Source organism: Acidobacteriaceae bacterium, from assembly GCA_028283655.1.
Taxonomy (GTDB): Bacteria; Acidobacteriota; Terriglobia; order Terriglobales; family Acidobacteriaceae; genus Granulicella.
In genome coordinates this window covers 2,668,088-2,691,979 of record JAPWKE010000003.1, presented here as the reverse complement: position 1 = coordinate 2,691,979, position 23,892 = coordinate 2,668,088, and the positions used below count along the sequence as shown (strand labels likewise).

Genomic DNA, 23,892 nt, shown 5'->3' with positions numbered 1-23,892 from the left:
GGAGGTGTGAGAGATGTCATTCGGACTGTATCTGCTGGGAACCGCAATCTTGATTGCTGGCGTGGTGTACGTTTGCCATCTGGCACATATGCCGTCGCATTGGACGGCGGCGATCGGTATCGTTCTGCTGGGCGCAGGCGTGATGGGCGCGGTGAGTTCCACGCGCCACAAAGATCCCAGCTAGCAACGAGGCGTCTCAGGCGCGAAGATTCGGCGGTTTCGGCCTGATTGAGCGCGGTTGAAGGCGTGCTCTACCGCCCGTGCCTGTGTGCGGTTTCCGCCGCGTTGCTTGGGCGGGAAGCGATGATCGCCGACGGGGGTGATCGAAGCCTCGAAGGGCAGATACACTGGAAGCGTGAGCACGCCGACAACCTCTACCATCGTCATCCTTGATTTTGGATCGCAGTACACGCAGTTGATCGCGCGCAGAATCCGCGAATTCAACGTGTTTTCTGTTGTTCTTCCCTGCACAACTCCGCTTGAAAAAGTCCTGGAGCTTCAGCCCAAAGGCATCATCCTCTCCGGCGGCCCGTCGAGTGTTTACGACGACTCCGCACCAAAGGCCGATGCTGCCGTACTGGCCACGGGGCTTCCGCTGCTTGGCATCTGCTACGGCCTGCAGTTCATGACGCACCATCTCGGCGGCAAAGTCGTTCCCGCTGCAGCCCGCGAGTACGGCCACGCTGAGGTCAGCGTGCTGGACCAGACGCCGCTGTTTGCCGGGCTTCCGGAAACGCTTGAGGTGTGGATGTCGCACGGCGATCACGCCGAGACGCTCGCTCCGGGCTTCCGCATTGTCGCCCAGACACCGAACGCCGTTGCCGCTATCGCCGATGAAGATCGCCGCATGTGGGCGGTGCAGTTTCACCCCGAGGTCGCGCACTCGCGCCAGGGCATGGAGCTGCTGAAAAACTTCGTCGTGAATATCTGCGGCGCGCAGCAGGACTGGACGCCCGCACACTTCATTGAGACGACAGTCGCTCGCATCAAGGAGCAGGTCGGCCCCACCGGGCACGCCATCTGCGCGCTCAGCGGCGGTGTCGACTCTTCCGTCGCAGCCGTGCTGGTGTCAAAGGCTATTGGCGACCGCCTGACGTGCATCTTCGTCAACAACGGCGTGCTGCGCAAGGACGAGTTCACCAAAGTGCAGCGCACGATGCGCGAAGACCTTCACCTCAACCTCGTCGCCGTCGATAGCTCAGAGCGCTTCCTCTCGAAGCTCGCTGGGGTGACGGATCCGGAGCAAAAGCGCAAGATCATCGGCAACGAGTTCATCGCGGTCTTCGACGATGAAGCGAAGACGATCTTCGACACAGAGAAGTCTTCCGGCGAAGAGATTGCGTGGCTGGTGCAGGGAACGTTGTATCCCGACGTGATTGAATCGGCCAGCGTTCACGGCCCCTCGCACGTCATCAAGTCGCACCACAACGTTGGCGGCCTGCCGGAAGACATGAAGCTGAAGCTCATTGAGCCGCTCCGCGATCTGTTCAAGGACGAAGTTCGCCGCATCGGTCGCGATCTCGGAATGCCGGAAGAGATTCTCGAACGCCAGCCCTTCCCCGGCCCCGGCCTGGCTGTCCGCATCCTCGGCGAAGTGACGCCGGACCGTGTGGCGATTCTGCAGGAAGCCGACGCCATTTGCGTCGACGAGATTCGCAAAGCGGGTCTCTACCGTAAGGTGTGGCAGAGCTTTGCGGTACTGCTGCCGGTCAAGACCGTTGGCGTGATGGGCGACCAGCGCACCTACGCGTACACCTGCGCGATCCGCGCGGTGGAAAGTGAAGACGGCATGACCGCCGATTGGGCCGCGCTGCCGTATGACGTGCTGCGCAAGATCAGTTCGCGCATCGTCAGCGAGGTGCGGGGCATTAACCGCGTCGTGTACGACATCACCTCGAAGCCACCGGGAACAATCGAGTGGGAGTAAGCTCCTGCTGATCGAAACACGTAGAGGCAGCAACGCAGAACCAACAACAAAGCGGCCCTCATCCTGATTGGAATGAGGGCCGCTTTGTCTTCCTGGGAAAAGCTGTTTAATGCACGTCGAGTTCGATTTTGCCCACGATTTTCGGAGGCCGTTTCAGCAGAAGCACCAGCGGAATGGTGCAGGCCAGGATGTACGCAAAGAGACGGTACTGGTCCATATAGGCAAGGATTTCGGCCTCTACCATCGTTTTCTGATAGAGCAGGGCCATGCCCATATGCATCTTGTCGTGCATCGCCATAGCCGTCCCGCTGCCCATGGCTGTTGCTGCAGCGATGGCCTGTTCGTTGCTCGGGGTCAGATTCGCGCCAAGGTAGGCCTGGTGCGTCTGCGCCGTGCGTTGCAGGAAGGTGCTGGAGATGGCGATGCCGATGCTGCCGCCTTCGTTACGCACCAGAGCGTAAAGACCTGCAGCATTGCTGCTCTGGTCTGGCGCCAGGAAGCGGAACATAATGGTGCTGAGCGGTACCGTCGTAAGGCCGAGACCCATGATTTGCAGCACGCGCGGCCAGACAAAGTTGCTTTCGGCCACGTACTGGTTACTCAGCGAGAGCCACCATGTGGCTACGGTGATCGTCACCAGGCCGAGGGCGATCATCTTGCGCGCGTCCGTGCCTTTACTCAGCAGCCAGCCGACGATAGGCACCTCGGCCATAGTCACCAGTCCAGCGGGTGATACAGCGATGCCTGCCGTAGTCGCGTCGTAGCCCATGATCTGCTGCATGTACTGCGGCAGAAGGAAGGTGCAGGCGTAGAGCGCGGTGTAGAGCGCCAGAACGATCGCGCAGCAGGTGGCGAAGTTACGCTCACCGAGCAGGCGAAGGTTGACCACCGGGTTCTTGACGCGCAGCTCCCAGATAACAGCGCCGACGAGCGATGCGACAGCAATGCAGGCCATCCAGGTGACAAAGGCGGAGCCGAACCAGTCAAGTTCCTGGCCCTTGTCGAGCACGATTTCCAGCGACGCCAGGCCGATGGAGATGAGTCCGAGTCCGACGCCGTCGATCTTGAGCGGCTTGCCCTTCATCGCCTTACGCGAGGCGACCAGGTGTGGAGGGTCATGCAGCACCATGCGCGTAAAGAAGGCGCAGAGCAGACCGACCGGGATGTTGATGTAGAAGATCCAGCGCCAGGAGTAGTTGTCCGTAATCCAGCCGCCGAGCGTGGGGCCAAGCACCGGCGCGCAAAGAATCGCAACCGTGTAAACCGCCATGGCCATGCCGCGTTTTTCCCCGGGGAAGGTGTCGGCAAGGATCGCCTGTACTGAAGGCTGTAGACCGCCGCCAGACAGGCCCTGCAGCACGCGGAAGATCACAAGCATCGCCAGCGTCGGAGCCAGACCGCAGGCCGCCGAGAAGATGGTGAAGAGGATGACCGAAGCGAGATAGAAGTTGCGACGCCCAATGACAGAAGAAATCCAGCCGCTGATGGGCAGGATGATGGCGTTGGCGACGAGGTATGAGGTGAGAACCCAGGTGCTTTCGTCTTGCGAGGCAGAGAGCGAGCCGGCGATATGCGGCAGCGCGACGTTGGCAATGGAGGTGTCGAGCACCTCCATGAACGTACCCATGGTGACGACCAGGGCGATGATCCAGGGGTTGAAGAGGCGCGGCTCAGGTGCCGTTTCTAGCCGTACTCCAGGCTCAAACTCGGCAGCGGACGCAGCGAGGGCTTCTTCGGATTTGTAGGTATCAGACTCTGTGGTCATAAAAATGACTTTCTAGTCATTAGAGTTTACCTGCCCCCGTTGCGATTCACCTATGGTAGTTTTTTGTTCATGCCCGCTAAGCCCAAATCACGTCGTCAGGTGCTGACTGAGTTCCGACGTGCGGAGATCCTCGATGCAGCGCTAAAGCTCTTTGGAAAGAAGGGGTTTGCGCAGACCCGCATGGAAGATATTGCCGAGCAGGCAGGTCTGGCGAAGGGCACTCTATATCTCTACTTTTCGTCCAAGGACGCGATGTATGAGGCCGCGGTGCAGCGCGCGATTGCACAACAAACGGAGCAGGGCGCAGAGGCGATTGAGAAGATTCAGGGCGTAGCGGCACGGTTGCGAGCGTTTCTAACTTTTCGGATGAGCTTTTGGATCAGTTACCCGGACTTGTATCGCCTGCTTGCAACGCTGGGTCGAGAGCGGCGCTTCCGCAAGCAGACTCACACGATTGTGCGTGCTTCGGTAGAAGAAATGATCGACATTCTTGCCGCAGGAGTCCGCGATGGTGAGCTAGCGGATCGCGACTACACTTCGCTGGCCTGGGCGCTGATGGATATGGTGCGCGGCATGAATGAGCGGCGCATGTATGGCGAGTCCACGCGCAGCTCCGAGCAGGATGCCGAAGCCATTCTGGCGATGGTGCTCCCTTATATCGGTGTGAACGCCAAACTCGCCAAACGATAGCTGCTTGCCAAAGTTGCTGTTCCTCTGTCTTTTGAAGCCAAAGACGCGGCCTCGCGTGTAGCATGGCTGTCTGACAGCTTTCAGGAGGCGTAACGGGTATGAAGCGTGTAGTGACAGCAGCGGCAGTAATAGCGATGGCAGCAGGCGTGGCTCAGGCGCAGAAAGTATGCGATGTGCGCACGTTTGGAGCCAAGGGCGATGGCGTGACCAAGGATACGGCGGCCATTCAGAAGGCGATTGATAGCTGTGCGGCAGCCAAAGGCGGCACGGTGAAGATTGCTGGCGGCACGTTTCTTTCGGCTCCTCTTATGCTGAAGTCCAACATCACGCTCGATGTCGAGAAGGGGGCAACGCTGTTGGGCTCGCCGGACCACGCGGATTATCCGAAGAAGCGCGAGTTCAAGGCCCCTGGCTACCAGGCGTTTCTCTCCGCCGAAGGCGCGAAGCACATCACGATCAATGGCGGCGGCGTGATCGATGGCAACGGCAAGACCTGGTGGGAATCCGTGCGTGGAACGAAAGATGCAGGGTTGCTGGGCAGCGAGAACACGCGTCCGCGCGGATTGGTATTTGACCACTGCGACGGAATCCTCATCGAAAACGTGACAGTGCAGAACATGGCGTACTGGCAGATTGTTCCGTACTACTCGAATAACATTGTGATTCGCGATGTGAAGGTTCTAGCTGATCCGCACTCGCCGAATACGGATGCGATTGATCCGTTTAGCTCGACGAATGTGCTGATTGAGCGTGTGCTGGCTGACGTTGGCGATGACAATATTGCGATCAAGAGCGGCATGGTGAACTCGCCGGGACCGGATGCGCCGACGAAGAATGTAGTGATTCGCGACTGCACGTTCCTGCACGGGCACGGGCTGTCGATCGGCAGCGAGATTGCCGGTGGCGCGCAGAATATTGTGGCGGAAAACATCACCTTCAAGGGCACGGGGAATGGCCTGCGAATTAAGGCCAATCGGGACCGCGGCGCCGATGTTTCGCACATTGTCTTCAAGCACGTGAAGATGGAGGACGTGAAGATGCCGATCCTCGTCAGCGCGTACTATCCGAAGGCGTTTCCGCAGGGCGAAGTGAAAACCGAAGCCGTGGGACGCTTGACGCCGTTCTTCCACGACATCGTGTTTGACGATGTGACGGCGACGGGTTCGGAGGAGGGTGGCGGCATCGTCGGTCTGCCTGAGGCTCCCATCAAGAACATTGTGCTGAAGCACGTGCACATTTCTTCGGAGAAGCCGATGCGAGTGGCGTATGCCAATGCTTTGTTCGATGATGTAACTGTGACGGTTGCTGGTGGTGGCGAAGGCGTTGTGAAGGCCCCGACCGCAACGATCACAAAGATGGGGCAAAGCAGGTAAGGGAGACGAATGACTTCACGTGGGCCGGTGTGGCGGATTTTGCTGGTGTTGGTAGCGTTCTTCGGCGTCGGGTGGTGGACGCTTTCGTGGACAACGCATCGAGCACAGGCAAGGAAGGCTCCACCGGCGCAGGTGCAGTTGGCCGCGCTGATGGCAGGATTGTTCGGAGGCGGTGCCGCAGCGATGGTCGTAGGCCTGGCTACGCTGTGGGTTGGCGGCAAGAACGACGACTAGCGACTGTTGGCAAGTAGGCGGTCGCGCACTGCGGTCAGCGAAACTCCCGTCAGGCGAACAAGCTTTGTCCGTGCGGTTTGGCCGCTGAGGATTTCAACGGCGGAACGTGTGAGAGCAAGCGTTTCGGCCAGAAAGCGAATCAGCGCCTCGTTGGCTTTGCCGTCGACCGGCGGAGCGTTCAGCGCAATGCGAATTGTCTCTTCACCATAAAGCCCAAGCACCGCTGTGCGTTTCGCTCCGGGCTGGATGCGCAACGCGAGGGTGCAGCTTTCTGCAGAACTCATGCGTACTCGCGTTTGCCGAAGATGGCTGTGCCCACCCGAACAGTGGTGGAGCCTTCCTGCACGGCGACTGCGAAGTCGTGGCTCATTCCCATGGAGAGTTCGAGCAGCGTGGGATGCCGTTCGATGTTCTGATCGCGGAGTGCGCGCAGTTGCGCGAAGTATGGGCGAGCCTCTTCGGGATCATCGCTGAACGGCGGGACGGTCATCAGACCGCGAAGCTCGAGTTGCGGCAGCGCAGCGACAGCGTCGAGCAGCGCGGGGAGCTCTTCCGGTGCAAGGCCATGCTTGGTGTCTTCGTGCGAAAGCTTCACCTCGATGAGGATGGGAAGCTTCTTGTCGAGCGTGGCGCAGGTGGCGTCCAGGCGTTCGGCGATGCGCAAAGAGTCAAGCGCGTCGAAGGCGTGGAAGATCTCTGCGGCACGGGTCGTCTTGTTGCTCTGCAATGGGCCTATGAGGTGAAACTGAGCGTCGGTGGCGGCGAGCGCGTCGCGCTTGCTGGCGAACTCCTGCACGCGGTTTTCGCCGAAGAGCCGCTGCCCGGCCGCAATGGCTTCGAGTGCGGCTTCCGCGGGGTGCGTTTTGGAGACGGCCATGAGGTTGACGTCGCTGGCAGGGCGACCGGCTTTGGCGCAGGCGTCGGCAATCTGGTTGCGAACGCGTTCGAGGTTGGCAGCGATAAGGCTCACAGCTTCGATCTTAGTTCGTGTCGTTGAGAAGGCAGAAGAAAGGTACGGCCGGAGCCGTACCTTGGGTGCTTCGATCAGCTTTTTACGGCTGTGTGGTGGGATGCGATCCGGCTGCGTCTGCCGCGTCGCGAGCGGCCATGGCTGCGGCCTTTTCGCGATGCCTGCGTACGTAGTGCGCCGCGATGTCGGGATAGAACTCGCGTACGGCGGAGAAGCCGACGTCGCGCATTACGGAGTAGCCAAACTTCGTTGCCAGAGTGCTGAATCCAGCAGCACTCGACGGATAGTAGGTGCGTGAGATGACCTGCGTCAGCACCTTGCCGCCCAGGCCTGCGATATTTGGTGTGTCATGGCCGCCGTAGGTCTTGGCCACGGCCTGGCGCGAGATCACGTACATCGTACGAGTCAGGACAGAGTGGCCTGCGCCGAGCGGATAGTAGCGAGTGTCCTCGTGCAGCAGCGAGGGCAGGAGCCACGCCGAAAGATAGGTGCCGTCCGTTTTATCAAGGAAGCCACGCCAGGTATATGCCCAGAAGCCCGGAACGCCTTTGCCCAGAGCAGGATGGGAATCCATGCCTTCGGCGGTGACAGAGGTGAGAACGAGGAACATGAACGACGAGTAGTCGAACGCCTGGCGTGTGGCTACGTGGAAGTTATAGCCCCATCCCGGGGGGTGCACCTTTGCGCCAGCCGATACCGAACGAAAGTTTGGCATGAAACCGAGAATGCGGTGCGGTTGCTGACGGTTTAGCGGGATCGGGTTGCCGTTGGCGTCCACATCGCAGCCTTCGCAGGTCAGCGAGTGGTTCGGATCAACCTTTTTAGTCGGCTTATCGGCCGACTGTTGTCCATCGGGGTCGCCAAACAGCGCGACAGAGGGATCGTCGGGCAGGGAAGAGTCGCTGCCAGCCGACGTGCTGAACGCTGCAGGCATCAGCCACGCGCTATCAGACTGAGGAACAGGAAAGGTCGCGACAGAAGGCACGGGCATCGCGGCAGGGGAGGCGCTTTCGGCGTGCAGAAAAGCCGAAGACCCAGCCACGGTGGTACATAGGGCGATCGTGCGGACCGCTGACGAGAAAAAACGCAAAGGGGGAACCTTTCGTGTAACGGTCTGATTCCGGATAGCAGGCACAGCCTCTAAGAGCATAGATGCTCGCAGGGTCGCTCGTATTACGAACAAGCCGATATTTCGGGGTGCATCCAGATGTCCATCTGGCTCGTCTCATTAGATAAGCTTTAGCTGACGCACGACTGCGGCGCGACATTGTGTCCGCAGTGGGGTTAAGGCAGGCGGGGAACACCGCCCAAAGGAGTCAAGAAGAATGCGTACTGAGACGTTTTTTACAGGATTGGCCGTGAAGACTGTTGCTGTTGTCGGAATGCTTTGCGCGGGCGCAGGCATCGGCATGGCACAGAGCGCAACCACTGAGGGAGCCGCTGCAACAGCGACTGCCACCTCCAGCAAGCTGACGACACTGGACATGGCGCAGCCGAAGACCTACAGCGCTGAAGAAGCGACGTTCTCTTCGAGCTCTGCGGACAACGAAGTCGCTGCGAACATCCATTCGGATTTCCTGCCTGGAATGAACGCGATGCAGTATGGCAGCCGCACGGGTCGCCCGCGCTACCGCGGTTCGAACCGCAATACGGACGGCACGCCGCGCTGGGGCTTCTTCGCCGGTGTTGGCTTTACGGCCCCGATTACGGACGAGTCGAACTTCCTGAAGACGAGCTGGGCTTTCCAGGCCGGTGTGACTCGCAACTTCACCTCGAAGCTCGCCGTTGACCTGCAGTTTGACTACGACAACTTCGGCCAGACGGGGAACTCGCTGAATGCGTACTCGTACTCCTTCACCGGCGATCCGACGAACGGTTATGGCATCGACGGCAACACGCACATCTGGTCGTTCACGGTGAACCCACGCTATACCTTCTACCAGAAGGAAAAGGTTGGGGCATACTTCGTGATGGGTGCAGGTTTTTACCATAAGGAAACGAGCTTCTTCGTTCCTGTCGCTGCAGAGGACTGCTACTACTACTGCTACTCGTACACGGCGAACCAGACGATTCAGAACTACACGAGCAACTCGATTGGTGCGAGCGGTGGTTTCGGTTTGACGTACAAGCTGTCGCACTTCTCGAACACGAAGCTCTATGCGGAAGGCCGCATCGTGCACACCTTCAACAACTTCCGCCCAGGTGCTGACGGACGTACGGACTCGTACGATTCGTTGGATAATAATCCGACGTGGAACCGCTTCCCGCAAAACTCGCTGGAGACGACGTACATTCCTGTGAAGTTCGGTATTCGCTTCTAAGTCTCGTTCTATCAATGGAAAAGCCCGCCAGTGATGGCGGGCTTTTTGCGTTTGCTGGCGTTGGGCCACTCAGTAACCAGCGACGTGCGGCAGGCTCCAGCCACGAGCAACGGCTGTCATTCGCAGAGCGAAGCAGAGAATGGCTCCTGACGCCATGGACCAGCCGCGCGGCAACCCGTTCCGAATCATGAGGACGGCGATGATTGCTCCGGCGAGCGCGGCTGTGGCGTAGACGTCGGAGTTGAGCACCGCCGGGACGCGGTTGAGTAGGAGATCGCGAATGACTCCGCCGCCGCAACCGGTGGTCGCTCCCATGAGCACAGCAATCAGCGGCGGTACGCCATATTCGAGGGCTTTGTCCGCACCGGCGACGGCAAAGAGCGCGAGGCCTGCGGCGTCGAGCGTGATGAGCAGGGTGTGGGGGAAGGCCTGCAGTGTCTGGAAGCTGATGAGGGTGATGGCTCCGCCGAGCAGGGCCGTGGCGCCGTAACGCCAGTCGCGGATCGCGTTTGGTGGCGTGGCGGCGATGAGCAGATCGCGTACGATACCGCCGCCGAGCGCAGAGACGAACGCGACGACGAGGACACCGAAGAAGTCCAGATGCGCGAGCACGCCTGCGCTGCTGCCCTCGAGCGCCACCAGCAGCGTGGCGAGCAGATCGAAGAGCAGAAGGACGTGCGAGGAGCGGATGCGTGGCGCGGCGAGAGACATGAGTTTTCCATGGTATCCGAAAGCTTGTGAGTGACAGAGAAATGGTGGACGGGTAGGATGTCACTCACTGCGAAGAAATCGGGAGGCCTTTTCCCCGGTGAACGCGGCCAACAGCACGACCGTTCAGCAGAACGACAAGGAGCAACGCATGAAGACGTGCACGAAACTTTCAGCCCTGGTTCTTTCAGCCGGCATGATGCTTGGAGCATCGACTTTGCTGGCACAGGGCCCGCAGCATAACGATCATGGCGGTGGCGGCGGACATCAGGGCGGCGGAAACAATGGCGGCGGTCATCAGGGCGGTGGTCAAGGCCATCCGGGCGGTGGCGGCGGTGGACGTCCTGGTGGTGGTGGTCGTCCTGGAGGAGGCCCCGGAGGACGTCCTGGCGGCAACTGGAATAACGACCGTGGCCACTGGAACAACTACTACGGCCGCGAAGCGATGCGGTGGCGTGGACGCGCCGGACGCCCGAATTTCTATCGCGGATATCGCATTCCGCGTGGCTATGCGATTCGTCCGGTTCCCCCGGGCTACTACTCGGGCTACGCTCCGCTGCCCCCGGGCTATCGCTATGGCTACTACGACGGCTACGTTGTGACCTACAACCCGCTCACGCGTCTGGTGGCGGATGTGCTGGATTTGGCCGCTGGGCCGGGCTACTAAGCGAAGGCTGACCACGTTGAGGCCGGGGACGCTGATATATGCGTCCCCGGCCTCTTTGCGCTTGTAAAATACAGAACGTCCCCTAGATCTCTTCCCGGAGCCGACGCCCTGCTCAACCTCATCACCGCCGCCGCTCTGTTCTTCGCCAATCCGCATGGCCTGAAGTACTACTGGAAGACCCATTACACGTCGCAGATCTATAACTTCCACGGCGAGTATCGGTGGAACGCGTTCGATATCGCGCTGCTGGTTCCGTACTTCATCGTGATGGTGATTCTGGCGTTTTACGGCATTCACCGCTACCAGTTGGTGTGGCTGTATTACCGCAACAAGCGCAAGGAACAGAAGTCCGGCGAGCCGCCGATGCGGTACACCGAGGAAGAGCTTCCGTTCATCACGGTGCAGCTTCCGATTTACAACGAGCAGTATGTGATCGACCGTCTTATCGACGCGTGCTGCCGGATGGACTATCCCCGCGACCGCTACGAGATTCAGGTGTTGGACGACTCGACCGACGAGACGAAGGAAGTCGCCGCTGCGGTAGTCGCTCGCTATGCGGCAGGCACGGAAGGGCTGGAGCCGCAGCCGATTCTTTATATCCATCGCACCAACCGCTACGGCTACAAGGCGGGTGCGCTGGAGAACGGTCTAAAGACCTCGCGCGGCGAACTTGTCGCGATCTTCGATGCCGACTTTGTGCCTCCGACAACCTGGCTGATGGACGTGGTGCACCACTTTGCCGAGCCGAAGGTGGGCATGGTGCAGACGCGGTGGACGCATCTGAACCGCGATTACAGCTTCCTGACGCAGGTGGAGGCGATTTTGCTCGATGGCCACTTCGTGCTGGAGCACGGCGGTCGCTCGCGCGCAGGGGTCTTCTTCAACTTCAACGGCACGGCGGGTATGTGGAACCGTCAGGCGATTGACGAGGCCGGTGGCTGGGAGCACGACACGCTTACCGAGGACACCGACCTTAGCTATCGCGCACAGTTGAAGGGCTGGAAGTTCAAGTATCTGCAGGACGTGGAGTGCCCAGCCGAGTTGCCGATCGAGATGACGGCGTTTAAGACGCAGCAGGCTCGTTGGGCAAAGGGCCTGATTCAGGTCTCGAAGAAGTCACTGCCCACGATTCTGAAGTCCGACATCAGCAAGCATCAGAAGCTTGAGGCCTGGTATCACCTGACAGCAAACATCAGCTATCCGTTGATGATTGTGCTGTCGACGTTGCTGATGCCCGCGATGATCATCCGCTCATGGCAGGGGCCGCTGCAAATGGTGCTGATCGATCTGCCACTCTTCCTGGCGTCCACGGCGTCGGTCTCGACGTTCTACCTCGTCAGCCAGAAGGAGCTCTTCCCGAAGACATGGTGGAAGACCTTCCTCTATGTGCCGTTCCTGATGTCGCTGGGCGTGGGCCTGACGATCACGAACACGAAGGCCGTACTGGAGGCGTTGTTCGGCATCAAGAGCGCGTTTGCGCGAACGCCGAAGTACCGCGTGGAGAAGAAGGGCGAGAAGTCGCAGGCGAAAAAGTACCGCAAGCGCCTCGGCATCATCCCGTGGATCGAGATCGCCATCGGCTGCTACTTCACGATGACGGTCTGGTACGCAATTTCGACGGAGAACTACTTCACTGTGCCGTTCCTGCTGTTGTTCGTGCTGGGCTACTGGTACACCGGCCTGCTAAGCCTGTTCCAGGGTTTGTTTGAACGCCGGGGCAGCCACGGGGATGAGATGCACGAGAAGCCGTATCCGGTGGGAATTTAGTTGCGTTCTGACTAGAACGGTGAAATTCTGGTCAGAGGAGGCGCGTATGGCTACCTGGCAGGTGCAAGAAGCGAAGGCGCACTTGAGCGAACTTCTCGAGGATGCCGAAAGCAAGGGACCGCAGATCATCACCAAGCATGGTGCTGAGAAGGCGGTTGTGATCTCGATTGAGCAATACCGTGGTTTGCAGGCCGAGAAGACGAAGCTTGATCTGCGTGATTATCTGCTGTCTATGCCGCAAATAGACGATTTTGACGTGGATCGCGATGTAGACTTCGGTCGCGAGATTGAGCTGTAGATGGGCGTAATTTATCTTCTCGATACAAACGTGATCTCTGAACGATCGAGAGCCCAACCTGCGAAGGAAGTGATTTCCTTTCTTCAGTCGCTGCCACTCGAAAGCATCTACCTCAGTGTTTTGACTGTAGGCGAGCTCAGGAAGGGCGCGTTGAAGATCGAGAGAACCAATCCTGCGAAGTCCGCTGAGCTAAACCATTGGATCGATGGTCTGGAATCGCAATTTGCGAGCCGTATCCTTGGAATTGATCAACGGATAGCTCGTCTGTGGGGCACGTGGTCAGCTCAGCGTTCGCGACCGATTGTAGATACTCTTCTTGCGGCCACCGCATCGGTCCAAGGGCTTGTTTTTGTGACTAGGAATGAAAGCGATGTGGCAGATCTTCCAGTCCGTGTGATCAATCCTTGGAGTCGTTAACGAAATCTTATTCCACGCCCAAAAGCAAAAGGGGACGCCGGGCTGGCATCCTCATTTGTTTTGTCTCTGCTCTGAACTAGTTCAGGAACATCGTGCGGTAGAGTGTATCGCGCTGTACCGGCCTGAAGCCTGCGTCGCGGATGATGCGGCGAAGCTCTTCTTCGGTCGTGCAGTTGGATGTGCCCGCAGCCTTCACGACGTTCTCCTCAAGCATCACGGAGCCGACGTCGTTGCCGCCGAAGCGGAGGCCCATTTGCAGCACCTTGAGGCCCTGCGTTACCCAGCTTGCCTGCACGTTCTCGATGTTGTCGAGGTACATGCGGCTGATCGCGAGTGTCTTCAAGTACTCGACTGAGGTGGCTTCGTCCCAGCCGCGGCCGCCGAGCGCCGTGTTGTTCGGCTGGAAGCTCCAGGGGATAAAGGCGGTGAAGCCGCCGGTTTCTTCCTGAAGCTGGCGGACGACCTCGAAATGATTGACGCGGTGTTCCATGTTCTCGCCGACGCCGAACATCATGGTCGCGGTAGTGCGCATGCCGAGCGAGTGCGCGGTGCGATGCACGCTGAGCCAGTCTTCAGTGCGGCACTTCAGGCGAGCGATGCGGGCGCGAACCTCGTCGTCAAGAATCTCTGCGCCGCCGCCAGGGATGGAGTCGAGGCCCGCGTCGCGGAGGCGAGCGATCGTGGTGCGGAGATCAAGCTCGGAGTACTCGGCAATCGCGAGAATCTCTGACGCGGACAGGCAATGCAGCCAGATCTGCGGGAAGCGCGTCTTGATGCCGGTGAAGAGGCGTTCGAACCAATCGATCTTGAGGTCGGGGTGGATGCCACCCTGCATGAGCACGCCGGTGCCACCCATCTCAACGGTCTCGCGAACCTTGTCATAGATGGTGTCGAACTCGAGGATGTAGCCTTCGCTGGCGAGTTTGCCCTTGAGCGGACGATAGAACGCGCAGAAAGTGCAGTACTCCGTGCAGAAGTTCGTGTAGTTGATGTTGCGGTCGATGATGTAGCTGACGACGCCGTCCGGGTGCAGTTTGCGGCGGAGAGCATCGGCTTCCATGCCAATGCCGATGAGGTCGTCGGAGGCGAAACAATCGAGCGCTTGCTGACGGGTAATGCCCATGCAGATAGTTTACCGCTGCCGACTACTTCTGGCAGAGCAGAGGGTGGTCGTCGCAGAGTTTGTGCCACTTCGGATCGTTCTTATCGACGCGCTCTTTCTCGTGATGGTGCAGATCGAAGCGCCGGGTGATGCCGAAGGAGGCCGAGCGCGCGTAGGCGTGGCCGCTGGTGATGACGGGAACGCTCCAAAGCTGCTGCTGAATGTCGAACTTGAGCGACCAGAGGTCGTTGAGGCGGTAACCTATGCCGCCACCGAACTCATGCATGGAGTCGGCGGTGCGGGCGTAGATGGTGTCGTCGTAACTGTAGTCGCTGGGGTAGCTGATGGTGCCGCGGCCCCAGAGGAAGTCGCCGTAGGGCTCGAAGCGGCCGATACGGCGGCGCAGCACGGGACCGACGAGGAAGCTGCGCTCGCGGGCAACGGTATCGCTGTTAAATAGCGAGGTCGTGGCCCGCACTTCAAGGGCTGGCTCGAAGGTGAAGATGTGCCGGAAAGAGAGGCTGGCACCGCCCGTGAGCGCCTTGTTCGAGCCTACGAAGCCCGTATGCGTGAGCGTTCCGGCCAGGAAGACGTCGACGTGTGACGCGGGGATTTCGCGGCCAGCGGACGTCGCCTGGGAAAACGCCTGAAACGTGGGCAGAACGAGAAAAGCGAAAGCGAAGACGCGGAATATGCGGGGAAGTATGCGAAGAATCGAGCGAGCCATCGTGCCGGGAAGCCTTTACGGTGAGGCGGGCGCGAGGGTTGGGTGATGCCCGAGGTTGCTGCTTTAGACGACCGCGCGCCCGGCCCTGAGGCGGTCGAGCGCGAAGTATTGCTGCAACGATGGACGGGAAAGCTGAGCGCACGGAGTACAGGCGGCGCCACCTGCGCTCCATACGGGTTAAAGGCTGTCGATGTTGCGGGCGGCCTGATGGATGATTTCGGCGATCTTTGCCGCCTGCTCCGGCGTCAGGTTGTCACGCATCATGCGGGCGCCGATGGACTCGCGCAGGTCGCCCATGGCGCGCATCAGCTCGGGGGAGCGTTCGCGACCGAAGCGACGACCGCGGTTCTCCAGACGCTCGAAGATGGCCGTGACACGAGTGCTGTTAGCCGTGAGCTCGGCCTCGCCTTCGGTGGTAATACCGTAGACCTTGCGGTTACCTTCAGTGCGCTGCACCTCGGCGAAGCCGCGCTCTTCGAGCATGGTCAGCGTGGGGTAAACGACCCCCGGGCTGGGCGCGTAACCGCCTGCGAGTCGTTCTTCGAGGGCCTTGATGAGTTCGTAGCCGTACGACGGGCGCTCGGCGAGCAGTTTGAGGATGACGAGTTGCAGATCGCCGGAGTCGAACATGCGCTCGCGGCCCCCGCCACCTTTGTGTCCAAAGGGGTGGCGCATGCCGCGCTCACCACGCTCGGAGAGTTTGCCGAAGCCGAAGCCTTCGGGGCTGCCTTCGCCGCGCCCGCCAAAGCCGCGGCGGCCTTCGCCGCGCTCGTGCCGCCGGCGGGGGGCGTCATCAGTAAAGAATGGATGAAACATTGTTGTACCTCCTCTTTCGATACTTCGAAAGATATATCTTAGATATATCGAAAACGAAAAAGATGCAAGTTGGTTCCTGCGATCGTTTCTTGTTTTGTCAGGGAAAAATTGAGAATGGCAAACACTGATTTCAGATTGGTGACGGCATGTCAGGGCTATAGTCGGGTGGCTACGGGGGCAAAAGGTCAGAACTCTTGTCGGGCAGAGGCCTTCGGCCAGGCAGGCGCTCCACTGCTTGTTTTTGACGATGAAGCGGGCGAGCAGATCGACCTGAATCTGCGGCAGTCAAGCTCTTCGGCGGCAGTGCCTGCGGTCGAAACCAGAAGCGTTGGACGCCCGAAGCTCGGCTTGTGGCGCAGGCGCAGCCTGGGAGCGTCGGCTGACCGTGTTCGGACGGCTCGCGAGGCAGTCAACCGGTTTCTGAGAGCTGTTGCATGGCGTGTGTCTTGCTGCAGGAGGCGACTCGAGCCATGGAGAGCCCGAGGTTTGCTGCGGCACTGGCCTGAGTTCGTGCGTAGCTGCGAGTGCTCTTAGTTGTTGCCGAGGCTGCGGACAGTGGCGCGTGCGTCGCGGATGAGGTCCGGGAGCCCGACGCCGCGGTAGCTGTTGCCGAGTACATGCAGGCCGGGGCAGGCGGCGATAAGCTCGTCGAGCTGTGCGATGCGTTCGAGGTGACCGACTTCGTACTGCGGGAGCGAGCGTGGAACGCGGCGAACCTCCGTATGCGTCGGCTCGGGGAGCGGGCCGAGGATGCTGCGGAGTTGCGCGAGCGCGGCGGTGGCTACGGCTGTGTCTGACGCAGACATGAGGTTTGCCGCAGCGTCTCCACCGAAGAAGGCCCGGAGGATGCGTGCGCCTTCGGGGACGCGCTCGGGATACTTCTGATCGACAAACGTGCAGGCAAGAAGAGAGGGTGCTGGATTCAGCGTGTAGGGCTTCGGGCTTAGTTGCGGTGGAACCAGGAAGCCGAAGCCGCTGGGGACGTCAAACTGCTGCGCGAGCTCTGCGGGCCAGGTGAACGCGGCGAGCACGGCGGAGCTGGCGGCTGTGGGCATGAGGGAAGAGAAGCTTCCTGCGCTGGGCAGCAACGTAGTTTGCACACGATCGAGCGGCGCGAGAAGCTTGCGTGCGCTGTCGAGCGAGGTGGCGACGATCAGCTGTTCGCAGGTGGTCGCCTGCTGGCGAGTACCATCCTGCCAGAAGAGCGTCCACTCTTCTTCGTCAGCGAGTTGGAGACCGTCGATACGACGGTTGAGGTGCAGGCGCTCGGCGGGGAGCGTGGCGACGAGTGCATCGACGAGCGAGCCCATGCCGTTGCGGAGGCTGGTGAAGAGGCTGTTGGAGAACTGCACCCCGGTGCTGCGGAGCTGCGTTTGCTGCTGCTTCTGCTGCAGGGCCGTGATGAGCGAGCCGTGCTCGCGCTCCATGGCGACGAACTGCGGCATGACGGCGCGAACGCTCAGCTTATGGACGTCGCCACCGAAGACACCGGAGAGCAGCGGAGCGGCGAGTGTGTCGAGAACCTCGTTACCAAAGTGGCGGCGGACGAAGTCGGCGACGGATTCGTCGTGCTGTGGCGCGGAGGCCTTGAGCTCTTCCGCTCGCGTGATCTCTTCGGCGTAGGCGCGACGACCTTCGGCAGTGAAGAGCGGTGAGTCTTCGAGCGCGGCGAGGTTAGTGGGCACCATCATGCGCATGCCATCGGGGATCGGCTGGAGCGTGCCGTCTTTCAGGATGTAGGTCTTGCGCGTGGCGTCCTTCGAAGAGATGAGTTCGCTTTCGAGGCCTAGCTCGGCGACGAGTTCACGCATCCAGGGCTTCTCGGTCACCCAGCCGTCAGGTCCGCCTTCGATGACGAAACGGCCTTCGGAAGTATCGAGGAGCGTGGTCTGGAGTATGCCGCCGAGGCGGTCGGAGGCTTCGTAGAGATGCCAGTCGAGGCCGAGCTTCTGGCATTCGTAGGCGGCAACGAGGCCGGAAATTCCGCCTCCGAGGATAGCAACACTCTTCATGGGTTCCAGTGTACGGAGGTGCTGTCGTTCGTGATGTGACGAGGCGCACAGCGAAGGTGCTTTCGCAATGCCTGCAAGCTAGATGCCTGCAAGCTATCGGCTGGCGAGCACCTTGGTGATGGCTTCGATCAGGACAGGAGAATCGTTGAGGCTTTCGGGACGACTGACGGCGATACCCTTTGTGTTGCCGAACTCGCGGAAGTTGACGTCGATGTCGTAGAGAATTTCGACGTGGTCGCAGAGGAAGCCGATGGGTTGGAGCACAACGGCTTTGTGGCCGGCCTCGGCGAGCGCGGTGAGCGTGTCTTCCACCGTTGGGCCGATCCACGGAGCGCCTGCGATGCCTTGCGACTGAAAGGCAAAGAACCACTCGTCGTCTGTGAGCCCGAGGCGGGCGGCGACGGCTGCTGCGGTGGCTTTGCACTCGATGGGGTAAGGGTCACCTTCGGTGGCGGCGCCGTAGTTCTGCAGGCCTTCGGCGGGAGTGTGCGCGCCGGGGCGGTTGGATCCTTCTGCGGCCTGCTCTTCGGTGGCGGCGCGAATGGTGCGGCAAGGAACGGAGTGCGCGGTGAAGAGCACAGGCACATTGCCGGGATGCTGTGCGCGGGCAGCATCAAGCGCCGGCGAGAGCTTTGCGGCGAAGGCTTCAACGAGCTTTGGCTCCGTAGCCCAACCCGCGATGAAGGTGTAGGGGAAGGCTCCGTCGAGGGCCTTGTCGAGCGCGCGACGGTAGAGACCGGTGGAGGTGCGCGAGTTCTGCGGCGCGAGGCAGAGGACGGTGGCGCTGGTGACGCCGTCCTGCTTCATCTGCTCGACGACATCGGCGATGAAGGGATGCCAGTTGCGCATACCGACGTAGACGCGCGTGCCGAGTTTCTGCTCAAGCAGCTTGCCTTGCAGCAGCGTCCAGCGAGTGAGCGGCGGGCCTTCGGGTAGCGGCTCGTTACGCAGGCCGATCTCGCCGTAGCGATGCTGCAGTTCCTCAACGACATGCTGCGGCATGGGACGGCCGTTGGTGACGTGGGCAAGGTACTCGGCCATTTGGTCGAGTGTGTCGGGAGTGCCGTGAGCAAGGAGAAGAATCGCGTGAGACATCAATCTCTATCGTACCGCTCACATGGGGGAAAGCAGTGCGACTTGCAGGGTTGCAAATCGCACCGCTGACCGATTGCGGTTAGTCGATGGGGGTAGCAAGCACTTCGATTTCGATGTGCTGATGCGTACCTTCGACCTCTGCAGAGCCGAGCATGAGGGGCTTGCCGGGCGTCAACAGCATATTGCCTTCGATCACGGTCTGGTGGATCGTCGGCTCCGTCGGCATGGAGGCCGTTGGCCCGGCGGAAGAGACCTCGACCTTTGTGCGCAGGGAAATGACATTGCCGTTATCGGCGGAGATCGTTGCATCCAGTGCGTGACCCACGTCGAGATAGGTGTACTGCATCTCTCCGTCTTTCGAGCCAGTAATGACGGGCACTTTATTGCCTTGCTTCTCCGTGCTGCGTTGTCCGTCCGCTGCGACGAGGGTATACACCTCGCTCGAACTGCGGTTCTTTCCTTCAAGCGTGTTGACCGTGTACGTCAGGCGAAACTGCTTGTGCGGTTTGCTGAGGTCGGCCACGAGCTTCTCAGCCTCGGCAATCTCTTCGGGCAGAGCGTGCAGCACGATCGCGCCACGGTTGACGACGAGATAGATCTTGATGCTCGGATCCATCATGTTGCGAAGGGCCACGATGATTTCGTTCTCATCGTTTTGCTGTGTGGCGTTTGTGAGGAAGATTGTCTTCGTTACCTCATGATCGACTCGCCACTGCGCGCATTCTGAGGGCGTGGTGAACGGTCTGCATGGAGTCCCTGGTTGGTTCTTCGCTTGGGCGAGCAGAGGCAGGCTGCAGAGCAGTGTGGTGCCTATGCCGACGACGAGAGTACGTCGTGTGTTGAGTGGGTGCATTTTGCATCTCCGTGAAGCATGGGTTGTGGATGGCCTTCCGCTGTTTAGGACGAAAGACCATGCAAAACGCACTGCCGGGATGCAAATATTTCTAAGTAAGACGAGTGATTTGTTGTTCTTGAAGGAAGTTACTGAATTTTGCCAGCAAGCGACTCACTACGAACAATTCAATGCGTCTAACCAAGCTTTTTGATCAACTCGCCGACGAAGATGACGTTATCGACGGGCGTCGCAGGGACGATGCCGTGGCCGAGGTTGAAGATGTGGCCGGGGTGACCCGCGTTCAGCGCGAGGATTTCCTTCACGCGGCTTTCGATGACTTCCTGTGGCGCGAAGAGCGTGATGGGGTCGAGGTTGCCCTGGACGGCGATGTTCGGGCCGAGCGTCTTGCGGGCTTCGTCGAGCGGGGTGCGCCAGTCGAGGCCGAGCACGTCCGCGCCGGTCTGCTTCATGGTGGGCAGCAGGGAGGCGGTGTCGACGCCGAAGTAGATGACCGGAACGCCCATCGCCTGGACGCGGCGCACGAGTTCAGTAGTCGCGGCGAGGCAGTAGTCTCGGTAGTCGCTGACGGAGAGTGCGCCTGCCCAGGAGTCGAAGATCTGGATGACGTCGGCACCGGCGTCCACCTGTTGCTGCGCGTACTCGACGAGAACGGTGATGAGTTTTTCCATCAGCAGCTGCCAGCCGCCATCGGTGGCGTACATGAGCTTCTTGGCTTCGATGTAGTTGCGCGAGCCGCCGCCTTCGATCATGTAGCTTGCAAGCGTGAAGGGGGCGCCGATGAAGCCAATAATGCCGAGCTGGTCGCCATCGGCACGCGGAGCGGCAAAGTGCTTGGCGACCTTTTCGATAGCCTGCGCGACGTAGATCAGTTCGGCGGCGCGGGTGGTGTCCAGCTTCTCGATCTGTTCGCGGGTGCGGATGGGCTGGTGGACAACCGGGCCTTCGCCGTTGACGAACTCGAAGTCGAGGCCCATGGGCGTGAGCGGCAGCAGAAGGTCGGCAAAGATGATCGCGGCGTCGACGCCGAGCCGTTCGGCAGCGGTGATGGTCACCTCGGCGGCGATCTCGGGGGTGCGGCAGATCTCGAGCAGCGTGTGGTTCTTGCGCACGGCCATGTACTCAGGCATGTAGCGGCCGGCCTGGCGAAGAAACCAGAAGGGCGTGCGGTCGACAGGGAGGTGCAGGCAGGCGCGGACGAATCGTGAAGAAGACATAGGTAAAAGGAGGCTCGCTGCGTGTAGGACGCAACCGGCCATCCCCCTTAGGCTATCGCATCATGGCAGTCTCGAGGTCGTTTATGGATTCTGCTGGGTGTTTGGAGCAGGTGCTGGTTCTGCAGGAGCGGGCGGGACTGCTTTCGACCGCTGGGCTCTTTCTGCGCGAGCATGGTGTTCGCCGGAACCAACCCGGGAATGGAACGGGATGCGATAGCTGACGCCAATCGTGAAGGCAAGGGGCGAGAGCGTGTAATCCTCACCATCTGGCTTGATGGTGGCGTTCTTCCCTAGATTCCAGTGCTGGGATTGGAAGTCAGCCTTGACGGCCCAGTTGTCGAGAACGTCGATATCGACTCCGCCGCCGTATGTGATGGCGAGGGCGGTGTCGTCGGGGTAATCGGGTACGGGAGGCGTGACGTAGTGAACTCCTCCGAGACCGGCGAGGATGTCGGCGTACGGGTGGAAGCGTGTCCGGTAGGTTTTGCCGACCTTGAGGCCGCCGGAGAAGGTGTGCTCGTTCACCACAGGGCCTGACGCGTGGGTGTAGCGCACCTCAATCGAGGGGGTGACGGGCCACCTGAAGTAACGCGTGAAGTCCGCGCCGAGCGTGATGCCGTTATTGTGTACGGAGTCCGGGCCGTAATCGGGTTTGAGATAGGTGTATCCGCCAAAGACGAAGATGTCTGCGCCTTTTTCCGCGGTGAAGACGCTCTGCGCATGGGCTGGCAAGCAGGAGCAGGCAAGTGCAAAAGGCGCGGCGAGGAGGAGAGCGACCGTGGAGGGGAGCGTTCTTTTCTTCATAGGGGCGACCTGACTTCCTGATAATTCTGGAATGCCTTCAATCGCATAGGATTCCTAAAAGGCGCTATTCGGCTGCCTGAAACATCACCCGGGTTTCGTGGGAAGAAAAGCCCATGTAGACTATGCGGGTTGCCTCTCGTTGCCTTGAAGCGTTGTTTTGCTCGTGCAAGGGACTGCAAAAAGACCTTATTTAAGAAGAACGGAATCCGCAGCTATGCCGAATTACCTTGAATTGCCCGTCGGATCGAAGGCTCCTGAACTTGTCAATGCCGTGATTGAGATTCCGGCCGATGGTGTAACCAAGTACGAGTACGACAAGGAACTGCACGTCTTCAAGCTGGACCGCAACCTGTTTTCGCCGGTGCATTACCCGGGCGACTACGGTTTTATCCCCTCGACGCTGGGCGATGATGGCGATCCGTTGGACGTTCTTGTGCTGGTGGATACACCCAGCTTCCCGGGCTGCCTGCAGGAAGTTCGTCCGATCGGCGCGCTCGAAATGATCGACGGCGGCGAAGGCGACGAGAAGGTTCTGTGCGTGGGTTCCGCGAATCCCCGCTACAAGGACGTCTACGATTACTCGGACATCTACCCGCACATTCTGAAGGAGATCACCCACTTCTTCTCGATCTACAAGGACCTTGAAGGCAAGACCGTGGAAGTAAAGGGCTGGCGCGACGCGCAGTTCGCTCGCGAACTGGTGGTGAAGAGCCAGAAGGCTTTCATCGAGAAGAACAAGAAGTAAGCGGTTTCAACTGCAACAAAGACGCCCACGAGCGATTCGTGGGCGTCTTTGTTTGTGTTTGGATCAGGCTTTTCGTCTCCGCCAGGGCTGCTCGAAGAGGGCGTAGGTTGCGGTCCCGGCCAGAGCGACAAGCAGCGCAAAGAGGAGAGCTGGGATGCCTGCGAGCTTTTCCTCGCGGGCGGAGTACAGCGCAAAGAGGATGAGCGCGAGCGGGCCAACGCCGAGGAGGCAGGCGGCGGGGAAGCCTCCTGGAATACGGAACGGGCGTAGAAGGTTTGGCTCGCGCAGGCGAAGAGCGATGAGCGCGGCGAACTCGAGCAGAAGCGCCGCGCCGTAGAGGACAAGGTCAATGGTGATGAGGCGCTCGAAGGTGAGCCCCAGCGCCAGCGCCCAGCCGGTCGCACAGGCGAGGACGCTGACCCACGGCACGCCGTTCTTCAGGCGGCGAGTGAGAACGCGAGGCAGCAGGCCGTCTTCGGCCATGGCGTAGGGCAGGCGGGTCAGCGTCAGCGTCAGTGCGTTGAAGGTTCCGAGGCCGTCGAGCGAACCGGCAAGCACGACCGCGAAGGCAAGAGCGGGGCCCGCGAGCAGGCTGGCGGCATCGGTCCAGGCGCCCGTGGAGAAGCGTTCTGCCGGGATGCCCACGGCCCACATGGCCGCCAGTGGAATCATGTACACGCACATCGTTGCGATCGCCGAAGTAAACATGGCACGCGGATAGTTGCGCTGCGGTTCTTCCACTTCCTGCGCGATGGTGGAGGCGTTGTCCCATCCCATGTAATTCCAGAGCGTGATGGGAACGGCGGCGAGCAGGTCGTGTTGCAGCACCGGGCTGCCTGCTGCGCTGAGGTGAACGCCACCGTGTAGCGTCTTCCAGAGCGCTGCAGCGACGAGCAGAACGAACGGCGCGAGCGAAACGCACATCATGCCGACAGAGCCTTCTCCGACCGCGGCGGCTCCGCGTAGGTTCCAGAGTGTGGCGATGGCGACGATGGCGAGTTTGAGCGCAAGGCCGCGATACCCCGCCGTGAGCGAGGGGTAGAGGTGGCCTAGATAGAGAGCGAAGGTCGTAGGGTAGATCGCCATATCGAAGACGCTGGCTGCAAGGGAGAGCCAGGCTTCCTGGAAGCCCCAGAAGCGACCGAGTCCGCGCGTGACCCAGATGTAGAAGCCGCCTTCGTCGGGAATGGCGGAGGCCAGTTCGCCGACCATCAGCGCGGTGGGCAGGCTCCAGAAGATCGGGACGATGGCGAGTAGCAGAAGCGCCCAGCGAAAGCCTGCGAGACCGATGATGTCTTCAAGGCCATAAGGGCCGCCGGAAACCATGAAATACGTGGCGGCGACGAGGGGGAACAGGCGGAGCTTGCGGCTGGTGCGGTTGGTC

At 60.4% G+C, this 23,892-nt stretch carries 25 protein-coding genes; 11 read left to right on the top strand and 14 right to left on the bottom strand.

Annotated features, from left to right (window positions below; all coding sequences use genetic code 11):
* The first annotated feature begins 13 nt into the window (after window positions 1-13).
* Window positions 14-184, top strand: coding sequence for a hypothetical protein (locus PW792_14300; protein ID MDE1163092.1), 171 nt, complete (start codon window positions 14-16; stop codon window positions 182-184).
* A 171-nt stretch (window positions 185-355) separates the two neighbouring features.
* The gene (gene guaA / locus PW792_14295; GenBank protein MDE1163091.1) at window positions 356-1,927 is read left to right on the top strand and encodes a glutamine-hydrolyzing GMP synthase; all 1,572 of its coding nucleotides are present in this window, start codon (window positions 356-358) and stop codon (window positions 1,925-1,927) included.
* Window positions 1,928-2,033: 106 nt separating this feature from the next.
* On the opposite strand, the gene PW792_14290 is transcribed toward guaA, so the two are convergent.
* On the bottom strand, window positions 2,034-3,692 hold the full coding sequence (locus tag PW792_14290; protein ID MDE1163090.1) for a DHA2 family efflux MFS transporter permease subunit: 1,659 nt from the start codon (window positions 3,690-3,692) through the stop codon (window positions 2,034-2,036).
* Between the two features lie 69 nt (window positions 3,693-3,761).
* Here PW792_14290 and PW792_14285 point away from each other — a divergent pair, with 69 nt between their 5' ends.
* The 3 genes from PW792_14285 to PW792_14275 all read left to right on the top strand — a co-directional run bounded on the left by PW792_14285 (window position 3,762) and on the right by PW792_14275 (window position 5,989).
* Window positions 3,762-4,382 (top strand): TetR/AcrR family transcriptional regulator, encoded by a 621-nt coding sequence (locus tag PW792_14285; protein MDE1163089.1) that lies wholly within the window; start codon window positions 3,762-3,764, stop codon window positions 4,380-4,382.
* Between the two features lie 98 nt (window positions 4,383-4,480).
* Window positions 4,481-5,755 (top strand): glycoside hydrolase family 28 protein, encoded by a 1,275-nt coding sequence (locus PW792_14280; protein ID MDE1163088.1) that lies wholly within the window; start codon window positions 4,481-4,483, stop codon window positions 5,753-5,755.
* 9 nt (window positions 5,756-5,764) lie between these two features.
* Window positions 5,765-5,989 carry a hypothetical protein gene (locus PW792_14275; protein MDE1163087.1) on the top strand — a complete coding sequence of 75 codons (225 nt, stop codon included), beginning with the start codon at window positions 5,765-5,767 and terminating at the stop codon, window positions 5,987-5,989.
* Here PW792_14275 and PW792_14270 read toward each other — a convergent pair.
* From PW792_14270 to PW792_14260, 3 genes are all read right to left on the bottom strand, one after another.
* On the bottom strand, window positions 5,986-6,273 hold the full coding sequence (locus PW792_14270) for a DUF167 domain-containing protein (protein ID MDE1163086.1): 288 nt from the start codon (window positions 6,271-6,273) through the stop codon (window positions 5,986-5,988). The genes PW792_14275 and PW792_14270 overlap by 4 nt on opposite strands.
* Window positions 6,270-6,959 carry a YggS family pyridoxal phosphate-dependent enzyme gene (locus tag PW792_14265; GenBank protein ID MDE1163085.1) on the bottom strand — a complete coding sequence of 230 codons (690 nt, stop codon included), beginning with the start codon at window positions 6,957-6,959 and terminating at the stop codon, window positions 6,270-6,272. Before PW792_14265 ends, PW792_14270 begins: the two co-directional genes overlap by 4 nt.
* A gap of 82 nt (window positions 6,960-7,041) precedes the next feature.
* On the bottom strand, window positions 7,042-8,049 hold the full coding sequence (locus PW792_14260) for a hypothetical protein (GenBank protein MDE1163084.1): 1,008 nt from the start codon (window positions 8,047-8,049) through the stop codon (window positions 7,042-7,044).
* Window positions 8,050-8,284: 235 nt separating this feature from the next.
* Between PW792_14260 and PW792_14255 the strand changes: the two genes are divergently transcribed.
* Window positions 8,285-9,280 carry a hypothetical protein gene (locus PW792_14255; protein MDE1163083.1) on the top strand — a complete coding sequence of 332 codons (996 nt, stop codon included), beginning with the start codon at window positions 8,285-8,287 and terminating at the stop codon, window positions 9,278-9,280.
* A gap of 69 nt (window positions 9,281-9,349) precedes the next feature.
* Here the strand turns inward: PW792_14255 and PW792_14250 are convergent, their stop codons facing one another.
* Complete coding sequence (locus PW792_14250) at window positions 9,350-9,991, bottom strand: trimeric intracellular cation channel family protein (GenBank protein MDE1163082.1); 642 nt, start codon at window positions 9,989-9,991, stop codon at window positions 9,350-9,352.
* A 148-nt stretch (window positions 9,992-10,139) separates the two neighbouring features.
* Here PW792_14250 and PW792_14245 point away from each other — a divergent pair, with 148 nt between their 5' ends.
* The 4 genes from PW792_14245 to PW792_14230 all read left to right on the top strand — a co-directional run bounded on the left by PW792_14245 (window position 10,140) and on the right by PW792_14230 (window position 13,137).
* Window positions 10,140-10,655, top strand: a complete 516-nt coding sequence (locus tag PW792_14245) for a hypothetical protein (protein ID MDE1163081.1) — start codon at window positions 10,140-10,142, stop codon at window positions 10,653-10,655.
* 267 nt (window positions 10,656-10,922) lie between these two features.
* The gene (locus PW792_14240) at window positions 10,923-12,422 is read left to right on the top strand and encodes a glycosyltransferase family 2 protein (protein ID MDE1163080.1); all 1,500 of its coding nucleotides are present in this window, start codon (window positions 10,923-10,925) and stop codon (window positions 12,420-12,422) included.
* Between the two features lie 46 nt (window positions 12,423-12,468).
* Window positions 12,469-12,720 carry a type II toxin-antitoxin system Phd/YefM family antitoxin gene (locus tag PW792_14235; GenBank protein ID MDE1163079.1) on the top strand — a complete coding sequence of 84 codons (252 nt, stop codon included), beginning with the start codon at window positions 12,469-12,471 and terminating at the stop codon, window positions 12,718-12,720.
* Complete coding sequence (locus PW792_14230; protein MDE1163078.1) at window positions 12,721-13,137, top strand: type II toxin-antitoxin system VapC family toxin; 417 nt, start codon at window positions 12,721-12,723, stop codon at window positions 13,135-13,137. It abuts the gene before it with no gap.
* A 76-nt stretch (window positions 13,138-13,213) separates the two neighbouring features.
* Here PW792_14230 and mqnC read toward each other — a convergent pair whose 3' ends face one another.
* The 8 genes from mqnC to PW792_14190 form a co-directional block, all read right to left on the bottom strand.
* Window positions 13,214-14,260, bottom strand: coding sequence for a dehypoxanthine futalosine cyclase (mqnC, locus tag PW792_14225; protein MDE1163077.1), 1,047 nt, complete (start codon window positions 14,258-14,260; stop codon window positions 13,214-13,216).
* Window positions 14,261-14,282: 22 nt separating this feature from the next.
* Window positions 14,283-14,966: a hypothetical protein gene (locus PW792_14220; protein ID MDE1163076.1), complete on the bottom strand. Its 684-nt coding sequence runs from the start codon at window positions 14,964-14,966 to the stop codon at window positions 14,283-14,285.
* 177 nt (window positions 14,967-15,143) lie between these two features.
* Complete coding sequence (locus tag PW792_14215) at window positions 15,144-15,782, bottom strand: PadR family transcriptional regulator (protein MDE1163075.1); 639 nt, start codon at window positions 15,780-15,782, stop codon at window positions 15,144-15,146.
* 530 nt (window positions 15,783-16,312) lie between these two features.
* Window positions 16,313-17,794, bottom strand: coding sequence for a protoporphyrinogen oxidase (gene hemG, locus PW792_14210; protein MDE1163074.1), 1,482 nt, complete (start codon window positions 17,792-17,794; stop codon window positions 16,313-16,315).
* A gap of 93 nt (window positions 17,795-17,887) precedes the next feature.
* Window positions 17,888-18,889 carry a ferrochelatase gene (locus PW792_14205; protein ID MDE1163073.1) on the bottom strand — a complete coding sequence of 334 codons (1,002 nt, stop codon included), beginning with the start codon at window positions 18,887-18,889 and terminating at the stop codon, window positions 17,888-17,890.
* 79 nt (window positions 18,890-18,968) lie between these two features.
* Complete coding sequence (locus PW792_14200; GenBank protein MDE1163072.1) at window positions 18,969-19,742, bottom strand: hypothetical protein; 774 nt, start codon at window positions 19,740-19,742, stop codon at window positions 18,969-18,971.
* 176 nt (window positions 19,743-19,918) lie between these two features.
* Window positions 19,919-20,959 carry a uroporphyrinogen decarboxylase gene (hemE, locus tag PW792_14195; GenBank protein MDE1163071.1) on the bottom strand — a complete coding sequence of 347 codons (1,041 nt, stop codon included), beginning with the start codon at window positions 20,957-20,959 and terminating at the stop codon, window positions 19,919-19,921.
* Between the two features lie 81 nt (window positions 20,960-21,040).
* Window positions 21,041-21,763, bottom strand: coding sequence for an outer membrane beta-barrel protein (locus tag PW792_14190; GenBank protein ID MDE1163070.1), 723 nt, complete (start codon window positions 21,761-21,763; stop codon window positions 21,041-21,043).
* 214 nt (window positions 21,764-21,977) lie between these two features.
* On the opposite strand from PW792_14190, the gene PW792_14185 reads away from it, so the two are divergent.
* Window positions 21,978-22,508 carry an inorganic diphosphatase gene (locus PW792_14185; protein ID MDE1163069.1) on the top strand — a complete coding sequence of 177 codons (531 nt, stop codon included), beginning with the start codon at window positions 21,978-21,980 and terminating at the stop codon, window positions 22,506-22,508.
* A gap of 63 nt (window positions 22,509-22,571) precedes the next feature.
* Here PW792_14185 and PW792_14180 read toward each other — a convergent pair whose 3' ends face one another.
* Window positions 22,572-23,834 (bottom strand): APC family permease, encoded by a 1,263-nt coding sequence (locus PW792_14180; GenBank protein MDE1163068.1) that lies wholly within the window; start codon window positions 23,832-23,834, stop codon window positions 22,572-22,574.
* Between the last annotated feature and the right edge of the window lie 58 nt (window positions 23,835-23,892).